Source organism: Pseudomonas sp. H1_G08, assembly GCF_054681355.1.
Genome location: NZ_CP162822.1, coordinates 453106 through 477984 on the forward strand (window position 1 = coordinate 453106; position 24879 = coordinate 477984).

The 24879-nt window shown below is 59.9% G+C and carries 20 protein-coding genes and 1 pseudogene; 12 read left to right on the forward strand and 9 right to left on the reverse strand.

Features of this window, described 5'->3' with window-relative positions:
• Positions 1-27 precede the first annotated feature (27 nt).
• Entirely contained in the window at positions 28-1002 is a 975-nt protein-coding gene (gene cysK / locus AB4N85_RS02130) for a cysteine synthase A (RefSeq protein ID WP_095180659.1), read from the forward strand.
• A gap of 184 nt (positions 1003-1186) precedes the next feature.
• Complete coding sequence (locus tag AB4N85_RS02135) at positions 1187-2125, forward strand: aspartyl/asparaginyl beta-hydroxylase domain-containing protein (protein ID WP_252868967.1); 939 nt, start codon at positions 1187-1189, stop codon at positions 2123-2125.
• A gap of 46 nt (positions 2126-2171) precedes the next feature.
• Here AB4N85_RS02135 and AB4N85_RS02140 read toward each other — a convergent pair whose 3' ends face one another.
• Together AB4N85_RS02140 and AB4N85_RS02145 are read right to left on the reverse strand one after the other, a co-directional pair.
• On the reverse strand, positions 2172-2348 hold the full coding sequence (locus AB4N85_RS02140) for a hypothetical protein (RefSeq protein WP_191622380.1): 177 nt from the start codon (positions 2346-2348) through the stop codon (positions 2172-2174).
• A 43-nt stretch (positions 2349-2391) separates the two neighbouring features.
• Positions 2392-2928, reverse strand: a complete 537-nt coding sequence (locus AB4N85_RS02145) for a hypothetical protein (RefSeq protein ID WP_056783608.1) — start codon at positions 2926-2928, stop codon at positions 2392-2394.
• A 446-nt stretch (positions 2929-3374) separates the two neighbouring features.
• On the opposite strand from AB4N85_RS02145, the gene AB4N85_RS02150 reads away from it, so the two are divergent.
• Positions 3375-4238, forward strand: coding sequence for a DMT family transporter (locus AB4N85_RS02150; protein ID WP_460066787.1), 864 nt, complete (start codon positions 3375-3377; stop codon positions 4236-4238).
• 113 nt (positions 4239-4351) lie between these two features.
• Here AB4N85_RS02150 and AB4N85_RS02155 read toward each other — a convergent pair whose 3' ends face one another.
• A complete protein-coding gene (locus AB4N85_RS02155; protein WP_460066789.1) occupies positions 4352-5260 on the reverse strand; it encodes a DMT family transporter in 909 nt (302 codons plus the stop codon).
• Between the two features lie 214 nt (positions 5261-5474).
• Here AB4N85_RS02155 and aceK point away from each other — a divergent pair, with 214 nt between their 5' ends.
• The 5 genes from aceK (at position 5475) to AB4N85_RS02180 (ending at position 13886) form a co-directional block, all read left to right on the forward strand.
• Positions 5475-7196: a bifunctional isocitrate dehydrogenase kinase/phosphatase gene (gene aceK / locus AB4N85_RS02160; protein ID WP_305382410.1), complete on the forward strand. Its 1722-nt coding sequence runs from the start codon at positions 5475-5477 to the stop codon at positions 7194-7196.
• A gap of 273 nt (positions 7197-7469) precedes the next feature.
• Positions 7470-11381, forward strand: coding sequence for an ATP-dependent RNA helicase HrpA (gene hrpA / locus AB4N85_RS02165; protein ID WP_150636562.1), 3912 nt, complete (start codon positions 7470-7472; stop codon positions 11379-11381).
• A 403-nt stretch (positions 11382-11784) separates the two neighbouring features.
• Positions 11785-12906 (forward strand): beta-ketoacyl-ACP synthase III, encoded by a 1122-nt coding sequence (locus AB4N85_RS02170; protein ID WP_056783622.1) that lies wholly within the window; start codon positions 11785-11787, stop codon positions 12904-12906.
• Positions 12907-13041: 135 nt separating this feature from the next.
• The gene (locus AB4N85_RS02175; RefSeq protein ID WP_041478829.1) at positions 13042-13653 is read left to right on the forward strand and encodes an RNA polymerase sigma factor; all 612 of its coding nucleotides are present in this window, start codon (positions 13042-13044) and stop codon (positions 13651-13653) included.
• Complete coding sequence (locus AB4N85_RS02180; protein WP_056783624.1) at positions 13647-13886, forward strand: anti-sigma factor family protein; 240 nt, start codon at positions 13647-13649, stop codon at positions 13884-13886. Before AB4N85_RS02175 ends, AB4N85_RS02180 begins: the two co-directional genes overlap by 7 nt.
• Positions 13887-14150: 264 nt before the next feature.
• Here AB4N85_RS02180 and AB4N85_RS02185 read toward each other — a convergent pair whose 3' ends face one another.
• Positions 14151-15473 (reverse strand): putative porin, encoded by a 1323-nt coding sequence (locus tag AB4N85_RS02185; RefSeq protein ID WP_252887467.1) that lies wholly within the window; start codon positions 15471-15473, stop codon positions 14151-14153.
• 280 nt (positions 15474-15753) lie between these two features.
• On the opposite strand from AB4N85_RS02185, the gene AB4N85_RS02190 reads away from it, so the two are divergent.
• A complete protein-coding gene (locus AB4N85_RS02190) occupies positions 15754-16878 on the forward strand; it encodes a GNAT family N-acetyltransferase (protein WP_252887468.1) in 1125 nt (374 codons plus the stop codon).
• Between the two features lie 118 nt (positions 16879-16996).
• Here the strand turns inward: AB4N85_RS02190 and AB4N85_RS02195 are convergent, their stop codons facing one another.
• The 4 genes from AB4N85_RS02195 to AB4N85_RS02210 form a co-directional block, all read right to left on the reverse strand.
• Positions 16997-18829, reverse strand: coding sequence for an ABC transporter ATP-binding protein (locus tag AB4N85_RS02195; protein ID WP_252887469.1), 1833 nt, complete (start codon positions 18827-18829; stop codon positions 16997-16999).
• A gap of 88 nt (positions 18830-18917) precedes the next feature.
• Positions 18918-19481: a peptidylprolyl isomerase gene (locus AB4N85_RS02200; RefSeq protein ID WP_252887470.1), complete on the reverse strand. Its 564-nt coding sequence runs from the start codon at positions 19479-19481 to the stop codon at positions 18918-18920.
• Between the two features lie 3 nt (positions 19482-19484).
• Positions 19485-20288, reverse strand: a complete 804-nt coding sequence (locus tag AB4N85_RS02205; protein ID WP_252885531.1) for an alpha/beta fold hydrolase — start codon at positions 20286-20288, stop codon at positions 19485-19487.
• Between the two features lie 14 nt (positions 20289-20302).
• Positions 20303-21226, reverse strand: a complete 924-nt coding sequence (locus AB4N85_RS02210; RefSeq protein WP_016771199.1) for a LysR family transcriptional regulator — start codon at positions 21224-21226, stop codon at positions 20303-20305.
• Between the two features lie 49 nt (positions 21227-21275).
• Between AB4N85_RS02210 and AB4N85_RS02215 the strand changes: the two genes are divergently transcribed.
• The 3 genes from AB4N85_RS02215 to AB4N85_RS02225 all read left to right on the forward strand — a co-directional run bounded on the left by AB4N85_RS02215 (position 21276) and on the right by AB4N85_RS02225 (position 23990).
• Positions 21276-21590, forward strand: coding sequence for a hypothetical protein (locus AB4N85_RS02215; RefSeq protein ID WP_016771198.1), 315 nt, complete (start codon positions 21276-21278; stop codon positions 21588-21590).
• Between the two features lie 230 nt (positions 21591-21820).
• Positions 21821-22420 carry an FMN-dependent NADH-azoreductase gene (locus AB4N85_RS02220; protein WP_252877668.1) on the forward strand — a complete coding sequence of 200 codons (600 nt, stop codon included), beginning with the start codon at positions 21821-21823 and terminating at the stop codon, positions 22418-22420.
• A gap of 712 nt (positions 22421-23132) precedes the next feature.
• A complete protein-coding gene (locus AB4N85_RS02225) occupies positions 23133-23990 on the forward strand; it encodes a carboxylate/amino acid/amine transporter (protein ID WP_122882071.1) in 858 nt (285 codons plus the stop codon).
• 90 nt (positions 23991-24080) lie between these two features.
• On the opposite strand, the pseudogene AB4N85_RS02230 reads toward AB4N85_RS02225, so the two are convergent.
• A pseudogene (locus AB4N85_RS02230) lies at positions 24081-24689 on the reverse strand (mechanosensitive ion channel family protein); the annotation flags it as partial.
• Positions 24690-24879 lie beyond the last annotated feature (190 nt).

Below are 24879 nucleotides of genomic sequence, written 5' to 3' on the forward strand. Positions count from 1 at the left end.
AATTCAACGCTGCATAAGGACCCAGCCATGAGCCGTATTTACGCTGACAACGCCCACTCCATCGGTAATACGCCGCTGGTCCAGATCAACCGCATCGCGCCGCGCGGGGTTACGATTCTGGCCAAGATCGAGGGGCGCAATCCCGGTTACTCGGTCAAATGCCGAATCGGCGCCAACATGATCTGGGACGCCGAAGGCAGCGGCAGACTCAAGCCGGGCATGACCATTGTCGAGCCGACTTCCGGTAACACCGGTATCGGTCTGGCCTTCGTTGCCGCTGCGCGGGGCTACAAGTTGATGCTGACCATGCCGGCATCGATGAGCATCGAGCGCCGCAAGGTTCTTAAAGCCTTGGGCGCGGAACTGGTGTTGACCGAGCCGGCCAAGGGCATGAAAGGCGCCATCGAGAAAGCCGCGGAAATCGTCGCCAGCGATACCGATAAATATTTCATGCCGGCGCAATTCGATAACCCGGCCAACCCGGCGATTCACGAAAAGACCACCGGCCCGGAAATCTGGAACGACACCGACGGCGCCGTGGATGTGCTGGTGGCAGGCGTCGGCACCGGCGGAACCATTACCGGTGTCTCGCGGTATATCAAGAACACCGCCGGTAAACCGATTCTGTCCGTGGCTGTCGAGCCGGCATCTTCGCCCGTCATCACCCAGGCTCTGGCCGGTGCCGAAATCAAGCCGAGCCCGCACAAGATACAGGGCATTGGCGCCGGTTTTGTGCCGAAGAATCTTGATCTGTCGATGGTCGATCGCGTCGAGCAGGTGACCGATGAAGAATCCAAGGCCATGGCTTTGCGCCTGATGCAGGAAGAGGGGATTTTGTGCGGAATTTCCTGCGGTGCTGCCATGGCGGTGGCGGTGCGTCTGGCGGAGAAACCAGAGATGCAGGGTAAAACCATCGTCGTGGTGCTGCCGGATTCGGGTGAGCGTTACCTGTCGAGCATGCTGTTCAGTGACCTGTTTACCGAGCAGGAGAACCAGCAGTAAGCCTGTTGATTCGGGTCAGCCGAGGTTCAGGTGCTGCATGTTAATAAAGGCTTTGTTGCGTAATGCTTAACACTGAATCTTGCGTCAGGCGGGTTTTTCCGCAGGCCGGTAGTGTTTATCATGGCCGGCTGCCATGCCGGGTAAAGGGCATTGCGCAGCGTTGTCTTTATTCAAGGAGTTGTTGATGACCGTTTCGTTTGCCGCCAAGGCGTTTGTGCTGTTGCTGTTTCTGGGCAGCACGCTCTATGTGCATTTGCGCGGCAAGGCGCGTTTGCCGGTATTGCGCCAGTTCGTCAACCACTCCGCGCTGTTCGCGCCCTACAACGCGTTGATGTACCTGTTTTCCGCAGTGCCATCCAGACCGTATCTGGATCGCAGCAAGTTTCCGGAACTGGATGTTCTGCGCGACAACTGGGAAACCATCCGCGACGAAGCCATGCACCTGTTCGACGAAGGCTACATTCGCGCTGCCGAAAAGAATAACGATGCCGGTTTCGGTTCGTTTTTCAAGAAAGGCTGGAAGCGTTTCTATCTGAAGTGGTACGACAAACCGTTGCCATCGGCCGAAGCCCTGTGCCCGAAAACCGTGGCGCTGGTCAGCGCCATTCCCAACGTCAAGGGCGCGATGTTTGCGCTGCTGCCGGGCGGCAGTCACCTCAACCCGCACCGCGATCCGTTCGCCGGCTCGCTGCGCTATCACCTCGGTTTGTCGACGCCCAACTCCGATGATTGCCGGATCTTCGTCGACGGTCAGGTCTATGCCTGGCGCGACGGCGATGACGTGATGTTCGACGAGACCTACGTGCACTGGGTCAAGAATGAAACCGCTCAGACTCGAGTGATTCTGTTCTGTGACATCGAACGTCCGCTGAGCAACCGCTTGATGACCCGGATCAACCGCTTCATCAGCGGCTGGCTCGGCCGCGCCACCGCGCCGCAGAATCTTGATGACGAACGCGTTGGCGGCATCAACCAGGCTTATGCCTGGAGCAAGAACTTCAGCGACCGTTTCAGCGGCGTGGTCAAGCAGTGGAAGCGCCGCCATCCCAAGGCCTACAGGGTAATGCGCCCGGTGCTGGCGGTGCTGGTGCTGACGATGCTGGGGTACTGGTTGTTTGGCTGAGGCTGGATCAGACAATAGAAAACCGCTCTTTGGGAGCGGTTTTTCATTAGCGGAAGGAAAAGGACGACCCGGCTAATGCGCCGCTTGGCTCTTCAACGGCTGGATTGACCAGTGCATTCCTGATGCGATGCATCTCGGTTTCAGATAATTCAACAGATGGCTGCTTTTTCTCCATCTTTCTGGATTTGAAGTTTGATGCTTTCTTTTCAACGACAGCTTTCATGGGATCTCCCACGTTGATCACTAAATGAGCAGGTGCTCAGATACTAGACTTGGTCAATACGCTTCACAAGACGGCCCTCAGAGTCGAATTCGAAACCCAGTTGACGGTATAGAGGTATAGCTCCCGAAAGAGGCTCCTGAATTTCGATTTGCTGGCTGCCGATGATACGTGCGAAATGAGTGACGGCAGTCAGGGCGAAGGTCGCTATGCGGCCCTTGAGCGGGTGTTCGTTTGGGTGCCCCTCAAGACGCACAATTTTGACTCTCAGTCGGCTTTGGTTCGGATTGGCGAAACAAAGTCCGCACAGTTCACGATCAAACCAGATTGCCAGATCGAAGCTCATTGGTTCTTTGGCTTTCCATCGGACAATTTCCTCCCAGCAGAAATGCGGATCGAGCCATTGCTCATAAGCTTTCATGGCGGACGCATCAATAGCCTCGAAGCGAACCTTGGAATAATCAACGTCAACAATTGCGCGCGCCTCGAGTTCGCTGTGTAGCTTCGCAAATGTAACTGCCGCCCGCTTCCTCGCCTCCGACCGATAAACCTGATACCGCAAATACGTCCGTTTCCTTGGCATATGATCTCTTGCATTCCATGTCTCCTGACAATCCGTTGCCACGCCAATAACCCTAACCACCCGGCGCCGCACTGTCGCTACCGGCCCATTGCCCAAGTCATTGCAATCTGTGTCCCGGGCTGGTTATAGTCAGCCCGCTTGAGCGCTATGCTCACGCCTTCATTTCCTCAATAAAGATCAGCATCCATGCCTGCATCCCTCATCAACGCGGTAGTCGATTCAGCGGTCAACGCTGGCGTCGTGCCGTGCGGGAATCGGCAGCCTGTGCAGATCAGTCATTACCCTCCACCTGTCAGTAGCACGCCGGTGTGCGCAGTCGTTTCGCCGCCGGGCGTTGGTGTTCGGGGCTGATCGGCAGTTTCTGCTGAACCCCGCGCCCGCCAGAAAAACCTACTGAATTTCAGCTTCGGCTGAGTTGGCTTCTTGCCTGACTACAGGTGGTATTCATGTTTGTCCTTTCGAAACAATCCGCGCTCGCGGCGACGTCCACGAGCCTGTTCGTTCTGCTGTGGAGCAGCGGGGCGATTTTCTCCAAATGGGGCCTGGCCCATGCTTCGCCCTTTGCCTTTCTGCTGATTCGCTTCGCCATCGCCCTGTGCGGGCTGGTGTTGCTGGCGCCGCTGCTCAAACTCAAGTTGCCCAAGGGCGGCAAACCGATGCTGTTTGCGATCGCCACCGGCGTGGTGCTGTTGGGCGCCTATCAGATCTTTTATCTGCTGGCGCTGGACTGCAAAGTCACGCCGGGGGTGATGGCCACTCTGATGGGCGTTCAGCCGATTCTCACCGTGGTGCTGATGGAGCGCCAGCGTTCGGCGAGCCGCCTGTTCGGCCTGGCGCTGGGCCTGGCCGGGCTGGTCATGGTGGTTTATCAGGGCATCGGTCTGGCCGGAATGTCCTGGGCCGGCATGTTGTTCGGTTTGCTGGCGCTGGCGAGCATGACGCTCGGCTCGATCATGCAAAAACGCATCACCGACAATCCGCTCGGTACGCTGCCAGTGCAGTACCTGGCCGGCCTGTTGCTGTGCGCGGTGTTCGTACCGTTCCAGCCGTTTCACTTCGAGCACAGCGCAGGCTTTATTGTCCCGGTGTTATGGATGGGCCTGGTGGTGTCGGTGCTGGCGACGCTGTTGCTGTATCGACTGATCGCGCGGGGCAATCTGGTGAATGTCACCAGCCTGTTCTATCTGGTGCCGGCGGTGACGGCAGTGATGGATTACCTGATTTTCGGTAATCGTCTGGCGGCGTTGAGCGTGTTGGGAATGCTGCTGATTATTGTCGGGTTGGTGTTTGTGTTCCGTAAAACCGGATAGCCGATAGGCAGGTGGCGCTTGTTGCGCCGCCTTTCGCGAGCAGGCTCGCTCCCACATTGGAATGTATTTTTCTGTGGGAGCGAGCCTGCTCGCGAATATCTGCGGCAGAAAATCTAACGGACTGACACCTTTGCAGGCCTCACCACCGCCGGCTTCAACACCAGCCACAACGCCGCCGCAATCAGCACCCCGCCATAAATGTGCGCCATCGACAACGGCTCATCCAGCAACAACGCCCCCCACAACACGCCGAACGGCGGGATCATGAAGGTCACGGTCATCGATTTTACCGGGCCGATCGAGCTGAGCAGGCGGAAATAGATGATGTAGGCAAACGCCGTGCAACCCAGGCCCAGGCCGAGCAGCGACAGCCAGACATGCCAGCCACCCCAACTGACCGGCGGCGCAGTGATCACGCTGTAGGCGAACAGCGGCAGCAAAAACAACGTCGCCCCGAGCATGCTGCCCAATGCCGACAAACGGCTGTCCAGCCCACCGGCCTGATCCAGCCAGCGCCGCGCGAGGAAACCGGCAAAGCCATAACAAGTGGTCGCCAGCAGGCACGCGACCGCGCCCATCAGCAGTTGCAGGTCGAAGGCCACGGGACCGGCGCGTGTCAGCACGCCGACGCCGAACAGGCCGAGGAACACACCGCCCAGCTTGGCGATCGTCAGTTTCTCGCTGAAGAACAAACCGCCAATCAACACGCCCATCAGCGGCGTGGTTGCATTGAAGATCGCCGAATAGCCGGCCGGCAATACCTGGGCGGCAACCGAATACAGCGTCGCCGGAATCCCCGAGTTGATCACGCCAAGCAGCATCACGGTTTTCAGCTTGCCCTTGAAGTCCCAACTGATGCGCATCAGCCCAAGGATCACCAGCAGCCCGGCAGCCGCGATCGACACGCGAAAGAACGCGGTCGGGATCGTGCCGATCACCGGGGCAATAATGCGCATGAACAGAAAACTCGCGCCCCAGATAGCGGCCAGCGACAACATGCGGAAAATATCGACAGGGCTCACGGCGGGCTCCTTGCTTGATCGGGACGAGAGTGTTGCCGAGCGTCCGGATCATGGCAACCGCTATTCGGGCTTTTAATTCTGCCCCGGGATTTACCTGCGCGAGAAACCCCGTCAACGGTCAGCCCCGTATCGGTTTTGGCAGAAATTGCGCTTTTCCTGCGGGCGTTTCCGTGACTAAGCTCAGACCAACCGAATTCCCGCCGAGGTTTCATTTATGTCGCAGCAATGGCCAGCCACCGAGATCGCCCGGATGATCCTCGCCGGCTTCGACGATTACCGCGAGCATTTCCGCCGCATCACCGATGGCGCGCGGGAGCGCTTCGAACAGGCGCGCTGGCAGGAGGCGCAGGCCGCGTCGGCGGCGCGGATCAGTCTGTATGAGGAAAAGGTCGGCGAAACCGTCGCTCGCCTGCGCGAGTATTTCGACGAAGAGACCCTGATGAACGTCAACTGCTGGCCGCTGGTGAAAAGCGCCTATATCAGTGTCATCGACCTGCGCTTCGACGATGAGCTGTCCGAAACCTGGTACAACTCGATTTTCTGCGGGCTGTTCAGCCACGACCTGATCAGCGACGGCTGCATGTTCATCCACACCACGCGTCCTAGCCTGCGCCGTGCCCGCGCCGCGCAAACCCGTACGTACAAGCCGCAGGGCCAGTTGTCCGGGATGCTCGCCAGCATCTTCGCCGATTACCGCTTCAGCGAGGATTACGCTGATTTGCCCGGCGACTTGCTGCGGCTCGAAGCGCAATTGCGCGAGAACCTGCCGGACTGGGTGTGCAAGGACCCGGAACTGAGTGTCGAGCTGTTTTCCTCGGTGCTCTACCGCAACAAGGGCGCGTATCTGGTCGGACGCATCTACACCCGCGACGAGCAATGGCCGCTGGTGATTCCGCTGTTGCACCGCGAAGGCCGGGGCATTCAGATCGATGCATTGATCACCGACGAAGCCGATGTGTCGATCATCTTTTCTTTTACCCGTTCGTATTTCATGGTCGATGTCCCGGTGCCGGCGGAGTTCATCGGATTTCTGCGGCGCATCCTGCCGGGCAAGCACATCGCCGAGCTGTACACCTCGATCGGCTTCTACAAGCACGGCAAGTCGGAGTTTTACCGCGCGCTGATCAATCACCTGGCCAACACTGACGACCAGTTCATCATGGCCCCGGGCGTGCGCGGCATGGTCATGAGCGTGTTCACTTTGCCGGGTTTCAACACCGTGTTCAAAATCATCAAGGACCGTTTCTCACCGTCGAAGAACGTCGACCGCGCCACGGTGATCGAAAAATATCGACTGGTGAAAAGCGTCGATCGGGTTGGGCGTATGGCCGATACCCAGGAGTTTGCTGATTTTCGTTTTCCGCTGAGCAAGTTCGATCCGGCGTGCCTCGAAGAACTGCTCGAGGTGGCGCCGTCCACGGTTTCGGTCGAAGGCGAAACCGTGCTGATCCGCCACTGCTGGACCGAACGCCGGATGACGCCGCTCAACCTGTATCTGGAAAATGCCAACGACGCCCAGGTACGTGAAGCGCTTGAGGATTACGGCCTGGCGATCAAGCAGCTGGCGGCGGCGAATATTTTTCCCGGGGATATGCTGCTGAAGAACTTCGGCGTCACTCGACACGGCCGGGTGGTGTTCTACGACTACGACGAAATCTGCTTCCTGACCGAAGCCAACTTCCGCCACATCCCGGCGCCGCGCACGCCGGAGGATGAAATGGCCTCTGAGCCGTGGTACTCCATCGGCCCGCTGGACGTTTTTCCCGAAGAGTTTCCGCCGTTCCTGTTTGCCGATGCCGGACAGCGCAAGCTGTTCGATCAGTTGCATGGCGAGTTGTACAACGCCGATTACTGGAAGGGCTTGCAGGAGGCGATTCGGGCGGGGAAGGTCATCGACGTCTTCCCATACCGGCGCAAGGGCCTCGACAACGAGTAGCTCTTTTAAAAGCCCCTCACCCCAGCCCTCTCCCAGAGGGAGAGGGAGCTGACCGAGGTGTCTTGGGTCAAACGCCGACCTGAAAGAGCTCGGCGATTATGGATTCGGCAAAGCTCTTTCAGGTCGATGTACCTTTGAAGCATCCCCCAATCGGTCCCCTCTCCCTTTGGGAGAGGGCTAGGGTGAGGGTCGCAATCCCCCTGACACGCCACAACCCCCCCAAATCTGCGACAATCCGCCCCTGCATAAATAGACGACCGAATTGCCTACCCGATGACCGACGAATCGCCCTCCATCGACAAACTGCTGAAAAACCTCGATCACGCCATGCTCGCCGACCGTCACCGGCTGCGGCGGCAGTTGCTTGAACTGCGCAAGAAACCCGACGAGGCCAAACTGGCCCAGTGGGTGACGCGCATGCAGGCGTCCTGTGATCAGGTACTGGCGCGTCGCGCGAGCCTGCCGGTGATTCGTTACGACGACAGTTTGCCGATCGCGGCCAAGCGCGACGAAATCAAAAAGGCCCTGGAGCAACATCAGGTGCTGATCATCGCTGGCGAAACCGGTTCGGGTAAAACCACCCAGTTGCCGAAAATCTGCCTGGAAATCGGTCGCGGCCAGCACGGTCTGATCGGCCATACCCAGCCGCGTCGGATTGCCGCGCGCAGCGTCGCCAGCCGTGTCGCCGAAGAACTCGGCACGCCACTCGGAGCGCTGGTCGGCTATCAGGTGCGTTTCGAAGATCAAAGCGATGCCAACACCCTGATCAAGCTGATGACCGACGGCATTCTGCTGGCGGAAACCCAGAACGACCGCTACCTCGAACGCTACGACACGATCATCGTCGACGAAGCCCACGAACGCAGCCTCAACATCGATTTCCTCCTCGGTTACCTGAAAACCCTGCTGCCACGCCGTCCCGACCTGAAGGTCATCATCACGTCGGCGACCATCGATCTGGAGCGCTTCTCCAAGCACTTCGATGACGCGCCGATCGTCGAAGTGTCGGGGCGTACTTTCCCGGTGGAAACCTGGTATCGGCCGCTGACGCTGGAGCAGGACGAAGAGGGCAACCGGGTCGAGGATGACCTGACCGTCGATCAGGCGATTCTTGCCACCCTCGACGAAATCGCCGCCTACGAGCGCAGCGAACGGCGCAGTCCCGGTGACGTGCTGGTGTTTTTGCCCGGCGAGCGCGAGATTCGCGATGCTGCCGACATGCTGCGCAAGGCCCAGCTCAAGCACACTGAAATCCTGCCGCTGTACGCGCGCCTGTCGCCGGCTGAACAGCAGCGCATCTTCCAGTCGCACCCGGGCCGTCGTGTAGTGCTGGCGACCAACGTCGCCGAAACCTCGTTGACCGTACCGGGCATTCGCTATGTGATCGACAGCGGCACCGCGCGCATCAGTCGCTACAGCTATCGGGCCAAGGTGCAGCGCTTGCCGATCGAAGCGATTTCCCAGGCCAGCGCCAATCAGCGTAAAGGTCGTTGCGGGCGGGTTGAGCCGGGTATCTGCGTGCGTTTGTACAGCGAAGAGGATTTCCTCGGCCGCCCGGAATTTACCGATCCGGAAATTCTGCGCACCAACCTCGCCGCCGTAATTTTGCAGATGCTCCATCTGCGCCTCGGCGAAATCACCGCGTTCCCGTTTATCGAACCCCCGGACGGCAAGGCGATCAGCGACGGTTTCAACCTGCTGCAAGAACTGTCGGCGGTGGATCGCAACAGCCAGCTGACGCCACTCGGTCGACAATTGGCGCGCTTGCCGGTCGACCCGCGCATGGGCCGCATGCTCCTGGAAGCGGCCAGGCTCGGCAGCTTGCAGGAAGTGCTGATCGTCGCCAGCGCCATGTCGATTCAGGACCCGCGCGAGCGTCCACCGGAGCGTCAGCAAGCGGCGGATCAGGCCCATGCACAATGGAAGGACCCGGATTCGGACTTCGCCGGGCTGGTCAATCTGTGGCGTGGTTTTGAAGAGCAGCGCCAAGCGCTGACCGCCAATCCGCTGCGTAACTGGTGCCGGAAGAATTTCCTCAATTACCTGCGCTTGCGCGAGTGGCGTGATTCTCACCGTCAGTTGAGCCTGATCTGCCGCGACATGCAGCTGAGCCTGAACAAAGAGCCGGCGGATTATCCGAAGCTGCACAAAGCGGTGCTGGTCGGCTTGCTCAGCCAGATCGGCCAGAAAACCGAAGACGGCGATTACCTCGGCGCGCGGCAACGGCGCTTCTGGATTCATCCGTCGTCGGGCATCGGCAAGAAGCGTCCGCAGTGGCTGATGACTGCTGAGCTGGTCGAAACCACCAAACTCTACGCGCGCATGGTCGCCAAGATCGATGCCGACTGGATCGAGCCGCTGGCCGGGCACCTGATCAAGAAGAATCACTTCGAGCCGCATTGGGAGAAGAAGCGCGGTCAGGTCGTAGCCTATGAGCAGATCACCCTGTTCGGCCTGATCGTGGTCGGTCGCCGCCCGGTGCATTACGGCCCGGTCGATCCGGTGGTGTCGCGTGAGCTGTTTATCCGCGAAGGCCTGGTGCGCGGCGAGATTCAGTCGCGGGCCAAGTGCCTGAGCGCCAATCAGAAACTGCTCGAACAGCTCGACGAACTGGAAGCCAAGGCTCGCCGTCGCGACATTCTCGCCGACGAAGAAACCTTGTACGCCTTCTACGATGCACGTCTGCCGGCGGAGATCCACCAGACCGCGACCTTCGACAGTTGGTACAAGGTCAACAGCCAGAAAGACCCGCAGCTGCTGATCATGCGCGAAGAAGACGTGCTGGCCCGCGAGGCCAGTGAAGTCACCGCCCGTGATTACCCGGACACCCTGCACATCGGCGATCTGGAACTGGCGCTGACCTACCATTTCGAACCCAATCACCCGCGCGACGGCGTGACCTTGCGCGTGCCGGCGCCGTTGCTGCCGATGTTGCCGCCGGAGCGTCTGGAATGGCTGGTACCGGGCCTGATCGAGGCCAAGTGCATTGCCCTGGTGCGCAACCTGCCGAAAGCCCTGCGCAAGAACTTCGTGCCGGTGCCGGACTTCATCAAGGCCGCGTTGCAGCGCATGACTTTCGCCGAAGGTTCGCTGCCGCAAGCGCTCGGTCGCGAGCTGCTGCGCATGACCGGCGCGCGGGTCAGCGATGAAGCGTGGGCGGAAGCGGCGCAGCAGGTTGAAAGCCACCTGCGCATGAACCTGGAAATTGTCGACGGCGAGGGCAAGTTCCTTGGCGAAGGCCGCGATCTGGCTGAGCTGACCGCACGCTTCGCCGAAGCCAGCCAGGCCGCGCTGGCGGTGCCGCAGAGTGCGAAAAGTCAGCAGCCGGTCGAGGCGAAAGTCTTCGCGCCGGTAGCAGAAAAGACCCAGCAGAAGATCGCCGGGCTGTCGATGACGGTGTACCCGGCGCTGGTGGAAGAGGGCGGCGCGGTCAAGGAAGGGCGCTTCTCGACCCCGGCCGAAGCCGAGTTCCAGCATCGTCGGGCCTTGCAGCGTTTGTTGATGCAGCAACTGGCCGAGCCGGCGAAATTCCTCCGGGGCAAGTTGCCGGGGCAGACTGAACTGGGCCTGCTGTATCGCGAACTGGGCCGCGTCGATGCGCTGGTCGAAGACATTCTGCTGGCCAGCCTCGACAGCTGCATTCTCGAAGGTGAAGACCCGTTGCCCCGCGATGGCGCCGGATTGGCGGCATTGGCCGAACGCAAACGCGGCAACTGGACCGAGCACGCCGAGCGCGTCGCGCGGCTGACGCTGGAAATCCTCAAGATCTGGCACGGTCTGCAAAAACGCTTCAAGGGCAAGATCGATCTGGCGCAAGCGGTGGCGTTGAACGACATCAAGCAGCAGATCGGCAATCTGGTTTATCCAGGCTTCGTCCGCGAGACGCCGATGCAGTGGCTCAAGGAGTTGCCGCGTTACCTGAAAGCGGTCGAGCAGCGTTTCGAGAAACTCGGCGCACAGGTGCAGAAGGATCGCGTCTGGAGTGGCGAACTCGCTGGCCTGTGGGCGCAATACCAGACCCGCGCGGCCAAGCATGCGCAGGAAGGCAAGCGTGATCCGCAGCTGGAGTTGTACCGCTGGTGGCTGGAGGAATACCGCGTGTCGTTGTTTGCTCAGCAGTTGGGGACGAAAGTGCCGATCTCCGACAAGCGCCTGAGCAAACAGTGGAGTCAGGTCGAGCCCTGACCTGCAGCCATACACAATCCCCCTGTGAAAGCGGGCTTTGTGGCGAGGGGATTTATCCCCGTTGGGTGGCGAAGCCGCCCCAAAAACTGCAACCTCGGTTCATCAGCTATACCGAGCGTGGTGGGTTGGCGACTGCTTCGCAGTCGAACGGGGATAAATCCCCTCGCCACAGAGTTGAGTTCATATGGTGAATGGCAGTTGTGCTTGAGAACGGCGCCAAAACCTCGGGTTTATGGCAAACTTCGCCACCATAACCCGCCGTTTCGCGACCCAGAGCCTTCGGCCGTGTCGCGCTGCGGAATAAAACGATGCCAGGTTTGCGTCCCCCGGATGGGAATAGACCCTTTGCGTGTTGGTACGACGGTTCCAGCACTTTCTGCCTGAACAGATTAGAGAAACGACCATGCATAACGTCGTCATCAGCGGCACCGGCCTGTACACACCGGCCAACAGCATCTCCAACGAAGAGCTGGTGCAGTCTTTCAATACCTACGTCGCCCAGTTCAACGCCGATAACGCCGAGGCCATTGCCAGCGGTGAAGTCCAGGCCCTGACAGAATCCAGCGCTGCGTTCATCGAAAAAGCCTCTGGCATCAAGAGCCGCTTTGTCATGGACAAGGACGGCATCCTCGATCCGCAACGCATGGCCCCGCGCTTGCCCGAGCGCTCCAACGACGAATGGTCGGTGCTCTGCCAGATGGCCGTTGGCGCAGCCGAGCAAGCCTTGCAGCGAGCCGGCAAAACCGCAGCCGACATCGACGGCGTGATCGTCGCCTGCTCCAACCTGCAACGCGCTTACCCGGCCATCGCCATCGAAGTCCAGGAAGCGTTGGGCATCGAAGGTTTTGGTTTCGACATGAACGTGGCGTGTTCTTCCGCCACCTTCGGCATCCAGGCCGCCGCCAACAGCGTGCAACTGGGCCAGGCGCGGGCGATCCTGATGGTCAACCCGGAGGTCTGCACCGGGCACCTGAACTTCCGTGATCGCGACAGCCATTTCATCTTCGGCGATGCCGCGACTGCGGTGATCATCGAACGCGCGGATCTGGCGACCTCCGCGTACCAGTTCGACGTGGTCAGCACCAAATTGCTGACCAAGTTCTCCAACAACATCCGCAATAACTTCGGCTTCCTCAACCGCGCGGCGGAAGAGGGCATCGGTGCCCGCGACAAGCTGTTCGTGCAGGAAGGCCGCAAGGTGTTCAAGGATGTCTGCCCGATGGTCGCCGAGCTGATTGGCGAGCACCTGGAAGAGAACCAGCTCAACGTTGGCGACGTGAAGCGTTTCTGGCTGCACCAGGCCAACCTGAGTATGAACCACTTGATCGTGCGCAAGCTGCTCGGCCGCGAAGCTACCGAAGAAGAAGCCCCGGTGATTCTCGACAGCTACGCCAACACCAGCTCGGCCGGTTCTGTCATTGCTTTCCATAAATATCAGGATGATCTGGCCTCGGGTTCGCTGGCGGTGCTCAGCTCCTTCGGTGCCGGTTATTCGATCGGTAGCGTGTTGCTGCGCAAGCGCTGAAACAGGTTAATTTCCCCTTAATCGCGTCGATCTTTCCTACATCCGAAGCGATTGAAACGCTGTAATTTTTCGGACGTCGCGGCAGGTGCACACCTGCCGCGTTCATTTTCGAAGTCCGGACAAGGGGATTGATGGATGGCGGCTGACGACACCCAACTGCTCACGCGCCTGCTGGCGGGGGAGCAAAAGGCTTTCAAGGAACTGGTCACCACGTATCAGAGCGCCATGCGCGCTGTGGCTTACGCGATTGTCGGCCAGCGTCATGTCGAGGAAGTGGTGCAGGATGCCTGGCTGTCGGTGGTGCGTCATCTGGCCAGCTTCGAAGGCCGCTCCAGCCTCAAGACCTGGTTGCTGACCATCACCGCCAATTCGGCCAAGAGTCGCTACAAGCTCAATCGCCGGGAGGTCCTGCTCGACGACCTGCCATCGCCCCACGGCACCATCGGTGATGATCGATTTTCCTCGAGCGACGGTCATTGGCTGGTCGCGCCATTTGCCTGGCATCAGGACACCCCCGAAGCGCTACTCACCGAAAACGAACTGCGCGAATGCCTCGAGCACACCTTGCTGAGTCTGTCCGAGTTGCAGAGCAGTGTCCTGCTGTTGCGCGAACGCCAGGGCCTGGAGCTGGAAGAGATCTGTAATCTTCTGGAGATTTCGCTCTCCAATGTCCGCGTGCTGCTGCACCGGGCACGCTTGAAGGTCTTTGCGACCGTGGAACATTTTGAGGAGACAGGAGAATGTTGACCTGCAAGGAGCAAGTGGCACGATCCAGCGATTATCTCGACGGCCAACTGAGCTTTCGCGAGACGCTGATGGTGCGTCATCACCTGTTGTTCTGCCCGAACTGCCGGCGCTTCATGCGGCAGATGCGCGTGATGCAGGCAACCCTGAAGGCGCTGCCGGACAAACCGGACGAGAACGTCGATGCCTTGGCCGAACGCCTGGCCGAGCAACGACGAAAAGACAACCCCCTGTAGGAGCTGTCGAGTGAAACGAGGCTGCGATCTTTTGATCTTGTTTTCAGTATCAAGATCAAAAGATCGCAGCCTTCGGCAGCTCCTAAAGGGGTTTTTGCATCCTGCAGAAATAACCCGGTGCGGGTGAAACGAACGGATGATGGGGATCGTCCCGCCCGCTCCGGAGTGAGGCAGCTTCAAGCTTCAAGCCTCAAGCTGCAAGTAAAGGCATTCACTCGCAGCTCTTGGCTTGTAGCTTGTAGCTTGTAGCTTGTAGCTACCGTTTTAGAACTTCGCTTCAGCATCCAGCTGCAGGGTGTTGGCGTCTGCATCGCGCTGGCTGCGGCTGGCGAAGTCGGCCTTGGTCAGGAAGTACGTAGCGCCGACGGCGAAGTTCTTGTCGATGTCGTAACCGACCTTGAACTTGTGCCCGCGCGAACCGGTGGTGCCGTTGGCGAAGTCGGAGTCGGTGAAGGCGCCGACCACGGCGTTGCGCTGCACGTCGCGATAGTTGTAGTCGAGGTTGAAGCCGAAGACTTTCGACTTGGCGCCGAGCAACCATGCGGTGTCCTGATCGGTCACGGCATCGTTGTTCTTCACGTACTGGCCGTAGAACGACAGCGGCATTGGCAGGCCGCCGATGTCGATCTGGCTGAACCCTTCATACAGACGGAATTCGTTGTTCGCCGAGTTGCCGTTGACTGCCAGGGCGCACGGCGTCGAGGTGCCGGTGCAGCGGCTGTCTTCGTCGTTCTGGTAGGCGTAGACGCTGCCGCCGACGGTCATTTTCAGGTTGTCGGTGATGTTGAAGCGGCTGCCCAACTGGCCAGCGGTCAGGCGCAGGTCGTGGCGGAATTGCACGCCGTCGCCGTCAACGTTGTCCTTGAGGTTGTAGTTACCCAGGCTGCCGAACAATTCGGCGCTGCCGCCCAATGGATACTTGTAGGTAATGGCCAGACCTTCCGGGTTGATATCGCTGTCCCAGATCACGTCGCCCATGCTCACCCACGGTTGCAGCATCTTGCCGCCGATCACGTGCAGGTTCTTGATCTGATCAGGGTGATAGTCGATGTAGCCGAGGTCGAGCCAGATCTGCTTCTTGTCGAAGTAGTTGTCCTGATCCTGGTTGGTCGAGCGCGCGTCGTCACCGCCGCCAGTGGCGATGCGGATACCGGTGTCGACTTGCGGGTTGATCTCGGTGTAGGCGCCCAGACGCGCACGGATGCGCTGGCGATCCTTGTCGCGGCCGCCGTTGTTCGGCTCGCCGTCGATCTTGATGGTTTCCTGGCGGATACGTACGTCGCCCTTGAACTGAGTCTTGGCCGCCCAGGCCAGTTTCTGGTCGAACAGGCTCTGTTCGTTGGTCTTCTTCGCGACCGCCGCCACTTGTTCGTTGGTTTCCTGCTGCGCCTGTTGGGCGATTTGCTGAGCCTTCTGATCCTTGGCCAGTTCTGTTTGCAGCTCGATGTACTGCGCCTGGGAAATCGACCCGTTGGCCTTGAGCATGTCGAGCAGTTTGGCGTCGACTGCAGCACTGGCCGGAACGCTCATGGCCAGCAACAAGCCGCCGCACAGGGCCGCTGCAGTTTTCGTGGAAGCAAGACGCATAGCAATCTCCGAAGATGAAGGGGATGGCTGAACCATCCTGGGCACAACCGGCTGAAGGCCGGAAAACTGTGTCCGGGTTAGAACCCGGCGCTCTAAAAACAGGCGCCAGTATCGCGATGGTTTATGACAGAGCGGTGGCACAGTGATGGCAGGTTGATGACGATGCGTATCAGGCGTGAACTATCGAGTTAGAGCGCTGTCGGCCGATTGAGCGTGTGCAACCGGGTCGCGATCAGCGATACTCGCCGGGCTTTGTCGCCAAGCTGTGGAGTGCCAGTGAATGCCGTTGCAACGCCTGCAAGACCTGTCAGAAATCGCCCCGGCAAGCTGGGATGCGCTGGTGCCGGACAACCAGCCGTTCCTGCGTCACGCCTTTCTCAGCGCGCTGGAAGACAGCGGCAGTGTCGGCCCGCATTCGGGCTGGCAGCCCGAACATTTACTGCACATCGAAGATGATCGACTGATCGCCGCACTGCCCAGTTATCGCAAGTGGCACTCCTACGGCGAGTACGTCTTCGATCACGGTTGGGCTGACGCCTGCGCGCGTGCCGGCATTGATTACTACCCCAAACTCCTGACTGCCGTGCCCTTCAGCCCGGTCAGCGGTCCGCGCTTGCTGGCGGCGAAGGTCGAGGACGGTTTCGAACTGCTGAACAGCCTGCCGGGCTATCTGCAGATCGAAGAACTGTCCAGCGCGCACATCAATTTCACCGATCCGTTTACCGATGCGGCGATGGCCGAGCAACCGGGCTGGCTGCAGCGCATCGGCTGTCAATATCACTGGCAGAACCGTGGTTACCGCGACTTTCAGGACTTCCTCGACGCCCTCAGTTCGCGCAAGCGCAAGCAGATGCGCAAGGAACGCGAGCAGGTGGCGGGGCAGGGCTTCGAGTTCGAGTGGTTGGAGGGGCGAGAGCTGGGCGAGGCACAGTGGGATTTTGTTTACGCCTGCTATGCCAACACCTACGCGGTGCGGCGTCAGGCGCCGTATCTGACGCGGGAGTTCTTCAGCCTGCTGGCCGAACGTATGCCCGAAGCGATTCGCGTGGTCTTGGCCAAACAGGGCTCACGGCCGGTGGCGATGGCGTTCAGCCTGGTCGGTGGTGACAGTTTCTACGGGCGTTATTGGGGCTGCCTGGCCGAGTTTGATCGGCTGCATTTCGAGACGTGTTTTTATCAGGGCATGGATTACGCGATTGCCCATGGCATCCAGCGTTTCGATGCCGGGGCGCAGGGCGAGCACAAGTTGATTCGCGGCTTCGAACCGGTGATCACCCATTCCTGGCATTACCTGCGCCATCCGGGGTTGAAGGCAGCGGTAAAAGATTTCCTGCAACAGGAACGCGCCGGCATCCTCGCCTATGCCGAAGAAGCGAAAACCGCCTTGCCCTATCGCCAAGCATAGATCCCTGTGGGAGCGAGCCTGCTCGCGAAAGCGTCGGGTCAGTTGACGAATTTGTCGCTGATCCACCGCATTCGCGAGCAGGCTCGCTCCCACAGTTTTTTCACCGCACCGCCAGGCATCAGTCGATGCCGACAAAGCCTCCGGTCTGGTGTGCCCACAAGCGCGCATACAAGCCGCGATGGGCGAGCAGTTCGGCGTGGGTGCCGCTCTCGGCGATCTTGCCGTTTTCCAGCACCACGAGGCGATCCATGCGCGCGATGGTCGAGAGACGGTGGGCGATGGCGATCACGGTTTTGCCCTGCATCAAGGTCTCGAGGCTTTCCTGGATCGCCGCTTCGACTTCCGAATCCAGTGCAGAGGTGGCTTCGTCCATGATCAGGATCGGCGCGTCCTTGAGCAGCACCCGCGCGATCGCGATGCGCTGGCGCTGACCACCCGACAGTTTCACCCCGCGCTCACCGACATGCGCGTCGAAACCGGTGCGGCCTTCAGCGTCGGACAGCAGTGGAATGAACTCATCGGCGCGAGCCTTGTGCACCGCCTCCCACAGTTCAGCGTCGGTGGCGTCGGGTTTGCCGTAAAGCAAGTTGTCGCGGATCGAGCGGTGCAACAGCGAGGTGTCCTGAGTGATCATGCCGATCCGCGCACGCAGGCTTTCCTGGCCGACTTCGGCAATGTTCTGCCCATCGATCAGGATGCGCCCGCCCTCGACGTCGTACAGGCGCAGCAACAGGTTGACCAAGGTTGATTTGCCGGCGCCGGACGGGCCGATCAAGCCGATTTTCTCCCCCGGTTTTATCGTCAGATTGAGGTCGCCGATGATGCCTTTCTTCTTGCCGTAGTGAAAATCCACGTGCTCGAAACGCACTTCGCCCGAGGCCACGGCCAGCGGTTTGGCCTGCTCGCGGTCGGTGACGCTGACCGGTTGCGAAATGGTGCGCAGACCGTCCTGGACCATGCCGATGTTTTCGAAAATGCCGGTGACCACCCACATGATCCAGCCGGACATGTTGACGATGCGAATCACCAGGCCGGTGGCCAGGGCAATCGCGCCGACGGTGATCAGCGACTGCGTCCACAGCCACAATGCCAGCGCGGTGGTGCCGACGATCAGCAGGCCGTTCATGGTGGTAATCGCCACGTCCATGCTGGTCACCACGCGACCGGCCATCTGCGCTTTGACGGTCTGTTCCTCGATCGCTTCCTTGGCGTAGTGCTGTTCGAAGTTGGTGTGAGCGAACAGTTTCAGCGTGGCGATGTTGGTGTAGCCGTCGACGATACGGCCCATCAATTTCGAGCGCGCGTCAGAGGCTTCCACCGAACGCTCTTTCACGCGCGGCACGAAGTAATACAGCGCGCCGATGTAGGCGACGATCCAGGTCAGCAAAGGGATCATCAGGCGCCAGTCGGCCTCGGCGAACAGCACCAGCGAGCTGATCGCATAGATCACCACGTGCCACAGCGCGTCCACCGCTTGCACGGCGGAATCGCGCAGCGAGTTGCCGGTCTGCATGATGCGCTGGGCGATGCGCCCGGCGAAGTCGTTCTGGAAGAAATTCAGGCTCTGCTTGAGCACGTAACTGTGGTTCTGCCAGCGGATCATGCTGGTCATGCCCGGGCTCAGGGTCTGATGCACCAGCAGGTCGTGCAGGCCGAAGAAAATCGGTCGCAACACCAGGGCGACCACCAGCATCCAGGTCAATTCGAGGGCGTGGTCGCTGAAGAAATTCGGGTTGGGCGTGCCTTGGGCCAGATCGATGATGCGGCTCAGGTAACTGAACAGCGCCACTTCGATCAACGCGGCGAACAGGCCAACCACGAGCAGGGCGGCGAAGCTCGGCCAGACCTGCTTCAGGTAATAGGTATAGAAGGGCCAGACGCGGTCCGGCGGGGACGCCGTCGGGGCGTCGCGGAAGATATCGATCAGTTGTTCGAAACGGCGATAGAGCATCAGATAACCGCCCGGAATCCGGGCTCTCCTTTTATCAGTGCGAGCGGCGCAGGCTCAGCCCCACGCCGCTCGATATGCCCGGCGAAACTCAGTCGATGCGCTTGGCCGACTTGATGATCACAGGGTCGACAGGCACGTTTTGCATGCCGCTTTTGGTGGTGGTCTGCGAGTTGACGATGATGTCCACGACATCCATGCCCTTGACCACTTTGGCGAACACCGCGTAACCGGCGTCACGGCCCGGATCGAGGAATGCGTTGTCGGCAACGTTGATAAAGAACTGGCTGGTCGCCGAGTCAGGAATGGAAGTACGCGCCATCGACAGGGTGCCACGAACGTTGTGCAGGCCATTGCTGGCTTCGTTCTTGATCGGCGCCTTGGTTTCTTTCTGTTGCATCTGCTGGGTGAAGCCGCCGCCCTGAGCCATGAAGCCCGGGATCACGCGGTGGAAAATGGTGTTGTTGTAGAAACCGCTGTCGACGTATTCAAGGAAGTTCTTCGTGCTGATCGGTGCCTTGACCGGGTCCAGTTCGATTTCGATCTGGCCGTTGGTGGTGTCCAGCAGCACGTGGGGCGCCTTGGCCGGGGTAGCAGCCATCAGGTTGGCGGCAAACAGTACGGAGCTGGCGGCGAGGGCGAGTTTTTTCAGCATGGGTCAGTGATCCTGAGAGTGAAGGTCGGCTGTGGCGAGAAAATCCAGCAGCGTGTGATTGAAGCGTTCGGGTTGATCGAGCGGGGTGGCATGGCGCGAGTCGTCAATGACCACCAGCCGCGCATCCGGCAGCAGTTTTACATAGGTTTCTTTTAACGCCACCGGTGTGTAATCACGGTCGGCGCTGATGACGAGCGTTGGACAGGACACCCGGGAAAGTCGTTCCTGAACGCCCCAGCCCACGATCGCATCGAAGCTGGCGAGATAAGCACGTTTGTCGTTTTTTGCCCAGCGTTCGGCCATTTTCCGTCGCAGATCGGCCTGTTCCGGCTTGGGGAAAAGTTTGCTGCCGAGGGCTTTGCCGATGGTTTCCAGGCTGAGCAGGCGCATCAGGCTCCAGCGTTTGAACCACTGCCAGTAGTCGTCGCGGGTGCGCAATTTGACTTGTGGCGCGCTGTTGACGATGGTCAGGCTCTTGAGCACCTGCGGCTGATCGACGGCCAGCTGAAAACCGATCATCCCGCCCATCGACAGCCCGACGTAGTGCACCGGGCCGAGGCGCAGGTGCTCGATCAAGGCCAGCAGGTCGGCGCTGAACCCGGCAATGCTGTAGCGCTCGCGGGGTTTGTCCGAGCGCCCGTGGCCGCGAATGTCCGGGACGATTACCCGGTAGTGCGCGGCCAGCGCCGGGATCTGCATTTCCCAGTCCAGTGTGCTCGAGCCGAGTCCGTGGACCAGCAGCAACGGCGCACCGTGGCCATATTCCTCGTAGTGCAGGTTGCAACCTTCGTGCTCGAAATACGCCATCGGTGAACTCCGTGTCAGGCTTGTTCAGGTGCGGCGAACGGTGCGTCCAGCGGCAAGGTGTCGAAGGTGCGCAGCAGTTCGATGAGGATCTGCGTGGCCGGGCCCAGGGGTTTGTCCTTGTTCGAATACAGATAGAAGCTCGAATTGCGGCTGCCGCCTCGGTCCAACGGTAGCAGCTTGAGCGAACCATCCTTCAATTCGCGGTCGATCATGTGCCGCGGTAGCCAGGCAAAACCCAGGCCGCTGCTGACAAAGGTCGCGGCGGTGGCGAGGCTGCCGACGGTCCAGCGCTGCTCGGCGCCGAGCCAGCCGACATCGCGCGGCTGCTGGCGGCCGGAGTCGCGGATCACCACTTGCATCTGGGTTTCCAGATCCTGAAAGCTCAGCTCGCGGTTGAGCCGATGCAGCGGGTGATCAGGATGGGCGACGGCGACGAACTCGACATCGCTCAACTCCGCACCCAGGTAGCCCGGAATGCTCAGGCCGGTGATCGCCAGGTCCGCCACGCCTTCGAGCAGCACTTCCTCGACCCCCGACAACACTTCCTCGCGCAAACGCACGCGGCAGCCGCGACTCTGCGGCATGAACGCGGTCAGCGCGCGGACGATCCGCGCGCTCGGGTAGGCCGCATCCACCACCAGCCGCACTTCCGCTTCCCAGCCTTGCTCCATGTGATGGGCGAGGTCTTCGAGTTGGCTGGCCTGTTTGACCAATTGCCGCGAACGGCGCAACAACACGCCGCCGGCCTCGGTGAGCACGGCTTTGCGCCCATCGATGCGCAGCAACGGCACGCCGAGCTGATCCTGCATGCGGGCGACGGTGTAGCTGACCGACGATTGCGAACGGTGCAGGGCCTCGGCGGCCTGGGCGAATCCGCCGTGGTCGACCACGGCCTGCAATGTTCGCCATTGATCAAGGGTCACGCGGGGCGCTTTCATCAATAGCTCCTCTTGTCCTAAGCTGGCCGTCCCTCATGGAGACTGCCGAATGAAAAAATTCTGTTGTGTGGTGCTGGCGCTGCTGCCGTTGACCGCGTTTGCCTATCCGATCGATGTGCAAAAGGATCTCAACGGCATGAAGATCGACTACGAGACTTACGACACGGACAACGACATCGGCTCGATCCGCGTGGCCAACTACGGTGATGTCGACGCGACCTGCCGTGCGGTGTTCAGCAACGGCCCGGAAGCACCACGCACGCGCAGCATCGATGTGCCGGCGGGCAAGCATAAAAACGCCACGGCCAAGTTCACCCGCGAGATCATCAAGCTGCGCATCAAACTGACCTGCACCCCGAAATAACGCGATTACCCTGTGGGAGCGAGCCTGCTCGCGAAGACGGAGTGTCATCCAGAGGATGGGACTGACATTCCGCTTTCGCGAGCAGGCTCGCTCCCACAGGGGATATGGGTTTAGCTTATAAACGAATTTATCGATGGATTACAGCGGATATTTGCGCTTTTTCATCGATTCGACTCTGTTTAACCTTCACTCCATCGACTTACAACATTCTCGGATGGAGGCTACACACCATGTCCCGCGTTCTGATCATCGAAAGCAGTGCCCGCCAGCAAGATTCGGTTTCCCGTCAACTGACCCAGACCTTCATCGCTCAGTGGAAAGCCGCGCACCCTGCCGATCAGATCGCCGTGCGTGACCTCGCCGCGAACCCGGTGCCGCATCTGGACGCCAATTTGCTGGGTGGCTGGATGAAACCCGCTGAACAGCGCAACGACAGCGAACAGGCGTCGCTGGATCGCTCCAACCAATTGACTGATGAGCTGCTCGCCGCCGACGTGCTGGTGATGGCTGCACCGATGTACAACTTTGCGATCCCGAGCACGCTCAAGGCCTGGCTTGACCATGTGCTGCGTGCGGGGGTGACCTTCAAGTACACCGAAACCGGCCCGCAAGGTCTGCTCAGCGGCAAGCGCGCCTTTGTCCTGACCGCTCGCGGTGGCGTGTATGCCGGTGGTCCTGCGGATCATCAGGAACCGTACCTGCGTCAGGTGATGGGTTTCATCGGGATCAACGACGTGACCTTTATCCATGCTGAGGGCATGAACCTGGGCGGTGACTTCCAGGAGAAGGGCCTGAATCAGGCCAACGCCAAATTGTCTCAGGTCGCTTGATCGGTTAATCGCCAGATAATCGCCGATTGTTTAAGTGACCTGGCGCAACCCCTTCAAGGTTCCACGCGCATCGAACCTCCCTTTGCACTTTTGCTCCTGAGTGCTGTAGCCCGATTGAACGCTTTAGCGAGATCGGGCTTTTTTTTGTCTGGGTTTTCTTGGCGGCCTTTGGGCCGACCAGGCTCTTGGGGTTTTGGGTGAATATCCGTTACTGCGGTGTTGCGGCTGGCGGTTCCGCTCTTACAGCGGGTCACTTTGGCAAACGCCCCAAAGTAACCAAAGGTCTGTGCCCCAACGTTCGGCCCGCTCGCTGGGGCTCGGGGTTCCTTCGCTGCGGGATCGATCCGGGCGCAGCGGCTCCGGTTTGCTTCGCTGCACCTCCTTCCGCTGTGTCTGGCTGCGCCAGACGGTCGCTGCGCTCCCACGCCCGGATCAATCCCTCCGCTCAGCCTGCCGACGGGGCGGGTGGATCAAGATCAAGAGCGGTACTCGAGCTTGCGCTCATTGTGTTGAGCGGTGGAGGGCCGGTTTTTGGCTTCTTTGGATTCGATGCGGTATTTCATGTCGGCGTAGCTTGCCCAACCACCTCGGTCAGTCCCCTCTCCCTCCGGGAGAGGGCCAGGGTGAGGGGCTTTTGATTCCGGCGCCGTTTGCTGTTGGAGCCCATCCGAAAAACCGCTATCGTCGCCGCCATTCGATTTTCGAGGCGAGCATGGGCTATCTACTTTTTGTCACGCTGATCCAGGCGTTTTCCTTCAGTCTGATCGGCGAATACCTAGCTGGGCATGTCGACAGTTACTTTGCGGTGCTGGTCCGTGTGGTGTTGGCCGGGCTGGTGTTTATTCCGTTGACGCGCTGGCGTTCGGTGGAGCCGGCGTTCATGCGTGGCATGTTGCTCATCGGCGCGTTGCAGTTCGGGGTGACTTACGTCTGCCTGTACCTGAGCTTCCGCGTGCTGACGGTGCCGGAGGTGTTGCTGTTCACCATTCTCACGCCGCTGCACGTGACGTTGATCGAAGACGCGCTGAACCGCCGCTTCAACCCGTGGGCGTTGATTGCTGCGCTGGTAGCAGTCGGGGGTGCGGCGGTGATTCGCTTCGACAGCATCAGTCCCGACTTCTTCATGGGCTTCCTGCTGCTGCAACTGGCCAACTTCACTTATGCCGCCGGGCAGGTCCTGTACAAGCATCTGGTGGCGAAGCATCCGAGTGACCTGCCGCATTACCGCCGTTTCGGTTATTTCTACCTCGGTGCATTGGCGGTTGTGCTGCCAGCGTTCCTGTTGTTCGGCAAGTCGAACTTTCTACCGGAAGCGCCGCTGCAATGGGCGGTGTTGCTGTTTCTCGGTCTGGTCTCGACTGCGTTGGGTCTGTACTGGTGGAACAAGGGCGCGTGCATGGTCAACGGCGGAACACTGGCGGTGATGAACAACCTGCACGTGCCGGTGGGGTTGCTGTTGAATCTGCTGATCTGGAATCAGCATGAGGAACTGGGGCGGTTGTTCCTTGGCGGGGGTGTGATTCTGGCAGCGGTGTGGATCAGCCGGTTGGGCATTAAACGCACTGCGTAACCCGTGTAGGAGCTGCCGAAGGCTGCGATCTTTTGATCTTGAACATCAGAAGATCGCAGCCTTCGGCAGCTCCTACATGTGATCAGTAAGTTACATCAGGTGTTTTTCCGGCTCCGGAGTACTCGCCGAGCCCAACACCGCCGGCAGCAACCCTGGACGCAAATCCCCACCACTCGGCTGCTGATACAAACTCAGCCCGAACTCCGGCAACACCGCCAGCAGGTAATCGAAAATATCCCCCTGAATCCGCTCGTAATCGGCCCACACCGTGGTGCGGGTGAAGCAGTAGATTTCCAGCGGAATGCCCTGCGCGGTGGTCTGCATCTGCCGGACCATGCAGGTCATGTTCGGCTGAATCTCCGGATGACTCTTCAGATACGCCAGCGCGTAGGCGCGGAAGGTGCCGATGTTGGTCATGCGGCGGCGGTTGGCCGACATTGCCGCGACATTGCCCTGGGCCTCATTCCAGGCCTTGAGCTCGGCTTTCTTGCGGCCCATGTAGTCGGTCAGCAGGTGCACCTGGGAAAGCTTTTCTTCCTCGTCGTCGCGGATGAAGCGCACGCCGCTGGCATCGATGAACAGGCTGCGTTTGATCCGCCGACCGCCGGACTGCTGCATGCCGCGCCAGTTCTTGAACGACTCGGACATCAGCCGCCAGGTCGGGATCGAGACGATCGTCTTGTCGAAGTTCTGTACGTGTGAGCTAACGCTAGAAATGGACATCCAAATCCAATATAAATCAGTAGCTTAAATTTTTTTGTCCATTGTCCATTTTTCTTTTAATCGATGGACTTCTCTGCCAATCCATCAACAGCACAATGCTTGTACATATCCCTAAGTCCCCAATGGCCCCGCACGACCCGCCCATTCAACCTGCCAAGCGGTGCCT